This is a genomic window from Galbibacter sp. (genome assembly GCF_035306585.1).
Classification (GTDB): Bacteria; Bacteroidota; Bacteroidia; order Flavobacteriales; family Flavobacteriaceae; genus Galbibacter.
The window spans coordinates 59,802-70,410 of sequence record NZ_DATGNU010000028.1; the positions used below are offsets into that span (position 1 = coordinate 59,802).

A 10,609-nucleotide genomic window follows, 5' to 3' on the forward strand; every position below is an offset into this window, starting at 1 on the left:
TATTAATTATTGTCTTTTAATTTCGTTACTGCTTTAATTTGGTCTGCAAAGAAACCACTTTTTTCTGGATATTTCAAACTTAAAATTTTATATGCTTGTATTGCTTTTTTATACTTTTTCTGCTCTAAGTACACACGGGCCAGCGTTTCAGTCATTAGTTCATTTTTCTCCAATACTACCGCCTTAGCTAAATTTCCTTTGGTTGGCGTTGTGTTTCCAACGGGTGGAATCTTAGGATTGGTCTCTATAAAGCGATCGATTAATTTTAATTTTTGCTCGATGGCTGCTGGTTGATTTTTTTTATCGGAGCCCGTGGTTTCGACTCTTTTTTGCTTTTGGCGATCAATAGGTTTTGGAGGAGCGGACAATTGCAGCCACTCCACGAAAGAGCGGGATTCCGAGGCATTAAAATCTAAAGGTTTGCCAATTTCTAAGGTTTCACTTGGACTTTTGGTGTCCTGCTGCTGATGGTCAGGCTTTTGCCCCTTACGTTCTTCCGAAGGAGTTTTAGGCTGGAATAATTCCGGATCCATAACAGCCTCTGCATCTACTTGGTTAAAGTCAAAGGCAGTTTTGTGATCTCTGACAATAACCTCCTCCGCAATAACTTCAATGGGATAGAGCTGTTCATTGGCAATATGGGTAGCTATTTTTTTTGCAACACCATGTTGTTTAAATTCCTCTGAGGTGATAAATTCAAATAAAATAGAGCGGTCTGTGGTATAGGCGGCCGTTTGTTTTAATTCACCGTTGTACTTGTAGCTGCCTTGCTGCTTTAAAGCTTTAAGGTATACCGCGCGTGCAGATTGGAAATAGGGGAATGTCTCGATGACCTTCTCTAGGGCTTCGATCTTCTCCTGGGACAAATTCTCAGGTTTTCTAAGTAAGTCTGAAAAATCTGAAATATTCATTTTAATTTACCAATTGGCAAGCGTTTCATTAAAAATATCTTGAGTGATCCGTTCAAAAATAACCTCCTGTGCTTCTTGACGCACCGTCACTAATTGTGCCGTGGCAGGATAGTCGTAGAAAAAGGAAAAGCGTTGTTCGAAATCTTCCTCTGGATTGTCTGCATTATAGAAGCGAACATTTACAGTAACAGTCAACCTGTTTTGAGCAGCCCTTTGATCTGCCGTGGCAGACATTGGAGAAACACGATAGTCTACAATCTCTCCTTCGTAGATAAGATCTGCATTTCGGGTCACCAACTGCAAGTTGGTTTGATTTACGATTAAATCCTGAAGCGCATTGGTGAAATCGTAATCCATTCCAGGCTCTACAATAGGGGCTTCATTTCTAAAGAAATTTACCTGGAAGCTTTCAGCTGTTGTGTTCACTCCTGTAAAAGAGTACGGACCGCAACCCCATAGGAGCATGCAACTGATTAAAAGTACAATACTATTTTTCATAACTATTGATTGCTATAACGCTTTATAAATCAAATTGTTTTATTTTTCTGTATAGGGTGCGTTCAGAAATTCCTAACTCTTTCGCCGCTGCTTTACGCTTTCCTTTATTGCGCTCTAAGGCTTTTTTGATTAACTCGAGTTCTTTGTCATGTAAAGAAAGCGTTTCTTCCTCCTGGATGTCTTCGGCAAAGTGATACTTATCCTCTAGTGCTGCAGGGATCGTGGTTAGTGATGAAGGATCTTTTCGTTGTTCGATCTCTAGGATTTCCACAGGAGTATCATCGTTTTCAGCGGGCTCATAATCTACCTCGCTCTCATCGCCATATATCTTATTGATCAAGTTTTTGTTTTCCTGTTGAACCTTCTGACGGTCTCCACCGTTTTTCATTAGTTCCAAGGTTAATTTTTTCAAGTCGTTTAAATCCCCCTTCATATCAAAAAGAAATTTATATAAAATTTCTCGCTCGCTGCCAAAGTCACTTTCTGAACTTTGACTCTTTACCACTGCAGGGAGATTGCTTCCAGTATCTGGTAGGTATCCTCTTAAAGTCTCCGCTGAAATGGTTCTATTTTGTTCTAGAACGGAAACCTGTTCTGCGACGTTTCTTAACTGTCTTACATTTCCTGCCCATCTGTACTTTTTAAGAAGTTCAACGGCGCCCTCCTCTAGACGTATTGTTGGCATCTTGTATTTTTGAGCAAAATCAGAGGCGAATTTTCGGAACAATAAATGAATGTCATCTTTTCGATTGCGAAGTGGTGGAAGAAAGATCTCAACGGTACTGAGTCGATAATAGAGGTCCTCTCTGAATTTTTCCTTTTCTATGGCTTCGAACATGTTGATATTGGTAGCAGCTACGATTCGAACATCGGTTTTTTGGACCTTCGACGATCCAACCTTTAAAAATTCTCCATTTTCCAGCACACGAAGTAGTCGAACTTGAGTCGTTAGTGGAAGTTCACCAACCTCATCTAAAAAGATGGTTCCTCCATCGGCTTCTTCGAAATAGCCACTTCGGGTTTGTGTAGCGCCAGTAAAGGCTCCTTTTTCATGTCCAAAAAGTTCGGAATCTATAGTCCCTTCAGGAATAGCTCCGCAGTTTACCGCGATAAACTTTCCGTGTTTACGGTGGGATAAACCGTGAATAATTTTCGGTAGTGCTTCTTTACCAACACCACTCTCACCTGTAACTAACACAGAAATATCGGTCGGTGCCACTTGAATAGCTTTTTCAATGGCACGGTTTAGTTTCACATCATTTCCGATGATACTAAATCGTTGTTTTATAGCCTGAACATTTTCCATGAAAATTGTTTTTGGTGAAATTAATTGTTATCTGAATACCCTACCGCTTCTCCCATTAGCGTTGCTGAAGTACAATCTTTGATGGTTACGTTTACAAATTCACCCACCTTATAATTTTCTTTAGGGAAAACAACCACAGTGTTTTGCGAATTTCTTCCCATCCAATGTTCGTCTGATTTTTTGGAAGTACCTTCAATTAATACTTCTTCAGTTTTTCCTAGATGCTGTTGGGTTCTGTAGTGAGAATGTTTTTGTTGAAGGTTAATGATCTCTGTAAGGCGACGTTTTTTAACATCTTCAGGGACATCATCTTCCATTTTTCGCTCCGCTAAAGTTCCTGGACGTTCAGAGTAGGCAAACATAAATCCAAAATCGTATTTTACATACTCCATTAAAGATAGGGTGTCCTTATGATCTTCTTCGGTTTCTGTAGGGAAACCAGCTATCATATCTTGAGAAATAGCACAATCTGGAAGGATTTTTCGAATATTGTCAATTAACTGAAAATATTCAGCTCTGGTGTGTTGACGATTCATAGCCTTTAATATGGCATCACTTCCACTTTGTACCGGTAGGTGAATGTAGTTACAAATATTTCTATGGGCTGCCATGGTGTGAATCACATCCAAGGTCATATCCTGTGGATTGGAAGTGGAAAACCGGATTCGCATCTTTGGTTGTGCTTGCGCGACAAGTTCTAATAGATTAGCGAAGTTAACTGCAGTGGCTTTTTGAATGTCAGTAGCCTTTGCAAAATCTTTTTTAAGTCCACCGCCATACCATAAGTAGCTATCTACATTTTGACCTAAAAGGGTGATTTCTTTAAACCCTCGACTCCATAGGTCGTTAACCTCGTCTAATATTGACTGTGGATCTCGGCTTCGCTCTCGACCTCTTGTGAATGGAACCACACAGAAGGTACACATGTTATCACAACCTCTGGTGATGGATACAAAGGCACTAACCCCATTGGAGTTCAAACGAACAGGGGAGATGTCTCCATAGGTTTCTTCTTTGGATAATATGACATTGACAGCATCACGTCCTTGATCAATTTCCTGTACTAAGTTTGGAAGATCTTTATAGGCGTCTGGACCAACAACTAAGTCTACGATTTTCTCTTCCTCTAAGAATTTGTCTTTTAAACGCTCCGCCATACAGCCCAATACCCCCACTTTCATTTTAGGGTTGATTCTTTTTACGGCATTAAATTTCTCTAAACGTTTTCTGATGGTTTGCTCTGCCTTATCCCTGATAGAACAAGTGTTCACTAGAACAAGATCCGCATCTTCCATTTTCTGAGTAGTGTTAAAACCCTCCTTAGCTAGTATGGACGCCACGATTTCACTGTCTGAAAAATTCATCTGACAGCCATAACTCTCTATATATAGCTTGCGGTTGTTGTTTTCGTTCTGATCTAGAACTAAACTATTTCCTTGTTGATTTTCGTCAATTATCTTCTCCATTATTCACTGATAAAATTGAATTGCTGCGCAAAGATACAATTTATAATAAAGTAGTGACATATTGGCATATTAATTTTAAAAACTTCGTCGAACAACTATAACCAGGGTTAGTTTGTTGTGTGTCAAACGTGTATGTTTTTATTTTAAATTAATAAGGCACCTATTTTATAGGTAATTCTTTTAAATAACTTTCCTACAGCCTTCTATTTTTGTTTTTGGAATTTACCTTTAGCTTATATCCAAGACCGTTTTGATATAAATTTTGAATTACTTTTTATTTGTGTTACGGTAAGGCGTTTTTGTAGTGATCAATCAAGTTAAATGTTGCCCTTGAACTAGTTGGTAATACCCTTGTTTAAATCATTTCTTTGGATTTAAAAGTAAAAGGTATTGGGTGCATACCGACCATTAGCAAGTCCATATGATATAGTGATTAAAATACCCATTAGTTATTTCGGTTTTTTTTGTAGGTTTGTTTATCTAATCTATAATCAGGACTATGAACCTAACAGAACTGTCTAATAAAATTACAACAGCACCAAAACTAGATTTTGGTAATATCTTCTCACAAGCCATTGACTTGTTTAAGAAAACGTGGGGAGAGGGAATCCTTATGTTACTATTAAATGTTATTTTAGTACTTCCAGCAATTTTAATTCTTTACATTCCCATATTCGCTGCTATAGCTAGTGGGGTTCCTGAGTCCAATATTGAGGCTGGAAACCTATCCCCATGGTATATAATCGTTTTCGTATTGCTTTTTCTTCCAGTAATGGCCTTGGTGCAAACCATCATTTTAGGACTTACTGCTGGATATTATAGCGTTGTAAAAGAAAAAGACTTAGGGCTCGAGGGCGGACAGTCAAATATGTTTATGTTCCTTAAAAAAGCCTATTTGGGTAAATTGTTCTTGCTCTCTGTAATAAGTTTGGGTATTGCGCTACTGGCTGTGATGCTTTGTTATTTTCCAGTGTTTTATGTTGCAATTCCTTTAGGGCTAATCCCTGTTATATTGGCATATAATCCGGAGCTAACAGCCAATGAAATCATAAAGGCTTCATTTCAGTTAGGTAACAAAAAATGGTTGTTGCTATTTGGATTGTTAATTGTATCTTCCTTGCTAGCGAATATCGTCGGAATGTTATTATGTGTAATTGGTGTACTTTTCACCTCATCATTTGTTTATCTACCTTATTATATAGTGTACAAACAGGCTGTTGGATTTGAGGAAGATGAAAAAATTTCTCAAATTGAGACCACTGAGATTTAAATGGTTGCAATTTAGGGATATGTAAAAATATTTTAGGGCTTAAAGCTGCACTTTAGAAGTGTTTTACGCCCTTTGAACATGTCCAAGTATGGCAAATTAAAAATTCTATATACTTTTGTAAACCTAAAATTTGGTGTATGGCAAAGAATTTGGTTATTGTAGAGTCACCTGCAAAAGCAAAAACGATTGAGAAATTTCTTGGGAAGGATTATAAGGTAGCGTCTAGTTTTGGACATATATCTGACCTTCCATCAAAAGAGATGGGTGTGGATGTGGAAAAAGGTTTTAAACCCAAGTATATTGTATCTTCAGATAAAAAGGCCGTTGTTAAAAAGCTGAAAGAACTTGTGAAAAATGCAGAGACCGTCTGGCTCGCAAGTGATGAGGACCGAGAAGGGGAGGCGATTGCCTGGCACTTAGCGGAAACATTAAAATTAGATCAGGCAAATACCAAACGAATTGTATTTAATTCCATTACTAAAAATGCCATTCAAAAGGCCATTGAAAATCCTAGGAGTATTGATTACAATCTTGTGAATGCACAGCAAGCACGTAGAGTGTTGGATCGTCTAGTGGGTTATGAGTTGTCTCCAGTGCTTTGGAAAAAAATAAAAACTGGGCTTTCAGCAGGGAGAGTTCAATCGGTTTCCGTTCGTCTTATTGTTGAGCGTGAACGTGAGATTAAAGAGTTCAACCCTGAGGCGTCTTTTAGAGTTGTCGCTGAATTTAAAAATAGTGAAGGCACCGTTTTTAAAGCGAAGATTAACAAAAATTTCGATACTAAAGAGGAGGCTAAAAAATTCTTAGAAAAAAATATTGGGACTTCATTTCATATAGTGGAGTTGGATACAAAGCCTGCTAAAAAGAGTCCTGCTGCTCCATTTACTACTTCGACCCTACAACAGGAGGCTTCAAGGAAATTGTATTTTTCGGTTTCCAAAACTATGACCATTGCACAACGACTATATGAGGCTGGGCTGATTACCTATATGAGAACTGATAGCGTAAACCTATCCCCTGAGGCCATTAATGCTGCAAAGCAGGAGATCGTTCGGTCTTACGGAGAGAAATTCTCTAAATCAAGAAATTACAATAAAAAATCTAAAGGCGCTCAAGAGGCTCATGAGGCTATTCGTCCAACGGATATGAGTCGTCATAGTGTTCAAATAGACCGAGATCAAGCAAGATTATATGACTTGATTTGGAAGCGTACCATAGCTTCACAAATGAGCGATGCTCTTTTAGAACGAACCAATGTGAAGATTAAGGCTGATAAACACAACGAATTATTTATTGCCAATGGAGAGGTATTAAAATTCGAAGGATTCCTTAAAGTGTATTTAGAGGGAACAGATGAAGAAGATGAAGATAGAGCAGGGATGTTACCGGTCTTGAGAGTAAATGAACAAGTTTTTGAACAAAATATCACCGCTACACAGCGATTTACAAGACCGCCATATCGTTACACGGAGGCTTCCTTGGTTAAAAAGCTAGAAGAACTTGGTATCGGTAGACCATCTACATATGCGCCTACCATATCCACTATACAAAATAGAGGTTATGTGGAGCGAGGCACCATAGATGGGGTAGAGCGTAAATACTTGCAGTACTCCATTATTGATGACTCCATTGTGGAGGCTGAGCTTACCGAAACAGTTGGTTCTGATAAGGGGAAGCTGGTGCCCACGGATATTGGAATGATCGTAAATGATTTTTTGGTCAATCATTTCTCAAATATTTTAGATTACAACTTTACCGCTAAAGTAGAGCAAAGTTTTGATGACATTGCCTCTGGTGAAGAGGATTGGTCTAAAATGATAGCCTCTTTTTACAAAGATTTCCATCCTAATGTCTTGCATGTAGAAGAAAATGCGGAGCGTGAAAGTGGAGAGCGTATATTAGGTACTGATCCTGAATCGGGGAGGCAATTAAGTGTTCGTCTAGGAAGGTTTGGACCAATGGCACAAATCGGAACAGTAGAGGAAGAGGAGAAACCTCGTTTTGCCAGTCTACTACCAGATCAATCAATAGATTCCATTACTTTTGAAGAAGCTTTGTCACTTTTTAAACTTCCGAGAACACTAGGAAAATATGAAGGAGAGGAAGTTCAAGTGAACGTAGGTCGATTCGGTCCATATGTGCGATTTGGAAAGAGTTTTGTATCATTATCTCCTGGAGAAGATGTTTTTGACGTAACTTATGATCGTGCTGTGGAGCTCATTGAACTTAAGAAAAAAGCTGATGCACCAATTGCATGGTATAAGGGTAAAGAAGTTACCAAAGGTAAAGGGCGTTTTGGACCCTTTATTAAATATGATGGAATATTCATCAATGTCAATAAAAAATATGATTTTGATAATCTTTCCCAAGACGATATTGAAACCCTGATTGAAGATAAACTTAAAAAAGAACGTGAAAAGGTTATACATAACTGGGAAGAGGAAGGTATACGAGTGGAAAAGGCACGTTGGGGAAGATCCAATATCATTAAAGGGAAGACCAAGATAGAGCTCTCTAAAGATATTGATGCGACTAAACTTACCTTGGATCAGGTCAAAGAAATGATTGAAAAAAGTGGTTCGAAAAAGAAATCCACTGCCAAGAAGACAACCACCAAAAAGACAACCACTAAAAAGGCGACCACTAAATCGAAAGCCAAAAAGTAATCTGTAAACTATGAACCTTGAATTCTTAACCCCTGTATCACATACTGTATTGGCTCACAAAGAAATGTTACCTTCACAGGCCATAGGGAATAGTATTCGTATTCATACTAAGACAGATGGGGTTCCAGAACTTGACAGTGTCCAGTTGGCCATAATCGGAGTAAAGGAATCACGCTCAGATAGTGAGGTCGATATCCAAGCAGTCGATCTCAATGCTATACGCAAAGAGTTTTACCAGCTCTTTCAGGGGAACTGGCCTTCAAATTTGGTAGATTTAGGAGATATAGAACCGGGGGAATCTTTAAAGGATACTTATTTTGCCTTAAGTTCTCTTGTGACAGATTTGTTGAAGAAAAGTATCGTTCCTATTGTAATTGGGGGGAGTCAAGACTTGACTTTTGCCATGTATAGGGCCTATGACGCTCTGGAGCAGATGGTAAACCTGACCTCGGTAGACAGTAAATTTGATCTAAGCGTCAATGATGAACTGATTTCCTCGAATGCTTTTATGAGTAAGATTATTATGGAACAACCTAATAATTTGTTTAATTGTAGTATTGTGGGGTATCAGACTTATTTTAATGCTCAGGAAGAAATTGATCTGATTGAGAAATTATTTTTTGACGCCTATAGACTTGGAGAGGTGACCAATGATATCACCGTAGTAGAGCCGATCTTCAGGGATACGGATCTGGTTAGTTTGGATCTTACCGCTGTGAAGGCTGCCGAACTTGGTTATGCCTCCAATACATACCCCAACGGATTTGATGGTCGAGAGATTTGTGCTATCAGTCGTTATGCTGGTATTAGTGATAAGGTCACAGCCTTTGGATTATTTAATACCAAACGCACGATTCAGTGTGCCCAATTAAGTGCACAAATTATTTGGTATTTTATTGAAGGCTATAACTTTAGAAAAAAAGATTACCCTTTTATCACAAATGCTAACTACACAAAGTATATTGTGCCTTTAGAGGATATGGAGCTATGCTTTTTTAAGAGCCATATTTCTGGAAGATGGTGGCTAGAAGTGCCACAAATTGAAAATTTAGATAATAAATTTAAAAGGCATACGTTATTACCTTGCACACACAGTGAATATGTTGAAGCCAGCAAAGGTACTATACCAGAAAGATGGTGGAAAGCATATAAAAAAATGTTAGTTTAATGAATCTAAAAATCTATGGATATACTCCATTGACTGTGCTTTAGAGCCATTTGACAACAAAAATTACGAGTTTATTGTTTTTTTAAAATTTATTAAATAGGTTTACCGTCTTAAATCTAAGAATGTAATTTAACCTCAATTTTGTATATGAAAAAGCTATTTCTTTTAGCATCTGTTACATTATTATTAACCAGCTGTGGTTCTAATGACAGAGGAGAATTAGTTGGTGTTCAAGGGAAGAAATGGCATCCAGAAAAGCCCTACGGGATGTCTCTAGTTCCTGGAGGTGCCTTCATAATGGGTAGGTCTGATGAAGACATGGCCGATGTTCTCAATGCTCCAACTAAAACAGTGACTGTTCGTTCATTTTATATGGACGAGACAGAGATAACTAATAGTGAATACCGACAATTTGTAGAGTGGGTAAAGGATTCCATAGTCCGAACCGAGTTGGCCATACTTGCTGATGACTTGGGAGAGGTTCCAGGAACTGGTGGTATTGGCGAATTTGCATTTAAAGATGCGGACACATCCAATTTATCCGAGTACGATAAATACATGCTGTTTAATTACGCAGGTATGGGGGAGACTGGTTATGAGGGGAGAAGCCTAAATAAGGATGTAGATCTCATTTGGGATGTTTCTAAATATCCTGATGAATACTACGCTGAGGTTATGGACAGTATTTACTTGTCCACTGAAGAATCCTACAATGGTCAGCGTACCATTGATGTGAAAAAACTCAAGTTTCAGTACGATTGGATGGATATCCAAGCAGCGGCTAGAGCAAAAGGAGGAGGAAAACGTCTAGATTTTATCAAACATGAAGAAGTTAACATTTATCCTGATACTACGGTTTGGATAAAGGATTTTGCATACTCTTATAATGAACCCATGCACAACGATTACTTTTGGAGTGAAGCGTATAGCGATTACCCAGTGGTTGGTGTGACTTGGCAACAAGCTAAAGCATTTTGTGCTTGGAGAACAAAATATAAGAATGATTATCAAAAAGAAAATAGCAAGCAATTTGTCAATCAGTTTAGATTACCTACCGAGGCAGAATGGGAATATGCCGCCAGAGGTGGCATCCAATCCGGGACGTACCCTTGGGGAGGACCATACATATTGAATGATCGTGGTTGTTTTATGGCTAATTTCAAGCCACTACGAGGTGATTATGCTGCGGATCAGGCCCTTTATACGGTCGAAGCCAAGTCGTATGACCCGAATGACTACAATCTATACAATATGGCAGGTAATGTGTCTGAATGGACAAATTCTTCTTACGACCCCAATTCGTACGAATATGTTTCCACAATGA

Annotated in this window: 8 protein-coding genes; 4 read left to right on the forward strand and 4 right to left on the reverse strand. The window is 38.5% G+C overall.

The window, feature by feature from the left end; translation table 11 throughout:
* Positions 1-2 precede the first annotated feature (2 nt).
* The 4 genes from VKY50_RS03275 to miaB are packed head-to-tail and all read right to left on the reverse strand — an operon-like array spanning position 3 to position 4,181.
* Positions 3-911, reverse strand: coding sequence for a hypothetical protein (locus VKY50_RS03275; protein WP_324298809.1), 909 nt, complete (start codon positions 909-911; stop codon positions 3-5).
* A gap of 6 nt (positions 912-917) precedes the next feature.
* Positions 918-1,409 carry an LptE family protein gene (locus VKY50_RS03280; RefSeq protein ID WP_324298811.1) on the reverse strand — a complete coding sequence of 164 codons (492 nt, stop codon included), beginning with the start codon at positions 1,407-1,409 and terminating at the stop codon, positions 918-920.
* 22 nt (positions 1,410-1,431) lie between these two features.
* Entirely contained in the window at positions 1,432-2,715 is a 1,284-nt protein-coding gene (locus VKY50_RS03285) for a sigma-54 interaction domain-containing protein (protein ID WP_324298813.1), read from the reverse strand.
* A 20-nt stretch (positions 2,716-2,735) separates the two neighbouring features.
* Positions 2,736-4,181, reverse strand: coding sequence for a tRNA (N6-isopentenyl adenosine(37)-C2)-methylthiotransferase MiaB (gene miaB / locus VKY50_RS03290; RefSeq protein ID WP_324298815.1), 1,446 nt, complete (start codon positions 4,179-4,181; stop codon positions 2,736-2,738).
* 499 nt (positions 4,182-4,680) lie between these two features.
* Here miaB and VKY50_RS03295 point away from each other — a divergent pair, with 499 nt between their 5' ends.
* The 4 genes from VKY50_RS03295 to porK form a co-directional block, all read left to right on the forward strand.
* Positions 4,681-5,451 carry a hypothetical protein gene (locus tag VKY50_RS03295; protein WP_324298817.1) on the forward strand — a complete coding sequence of 257 codons (771 nt, stop codon included), beginning with the start codon at positions 4,681-4,683 and terminating at the stop codon, positions 5,449-5,451.
* 137 nt (positions 5,452-5,588) lie between these two features.
* A complete protein-coding gene (gene topA / locus VKY50_RS03300) occupies positions 5,589-8,117 on the forward strand; it encodes a type I DNA topoisomerase (protein ID WP_324298819.1) in 2,529 nt (842 codons plus the stop codon).
* 10 nt (positions 8,118-8,127) lie between these two features.
* Positions 8,128-9,285, forward strand: a complete 1,158-nt coding sequence (locus VKY50_RS03305) for a formimidoylglutamase (RefSeq protein WP_324298822.1) — start codon at positions 8,128-8,130, stop codon at positions 9,283-9,285.
* Between the two features lie 147 nt (positions 9,286-9,432).
* The coding region (gene porK, locus VKY50_RS03310; RefSeq protein WP_324298824.1) for a T9SS ring complex lipoprotein PorK/GldK at positions 9,433-10,609 on the forward strand (1,177 nt) is incomplete at its 3' end.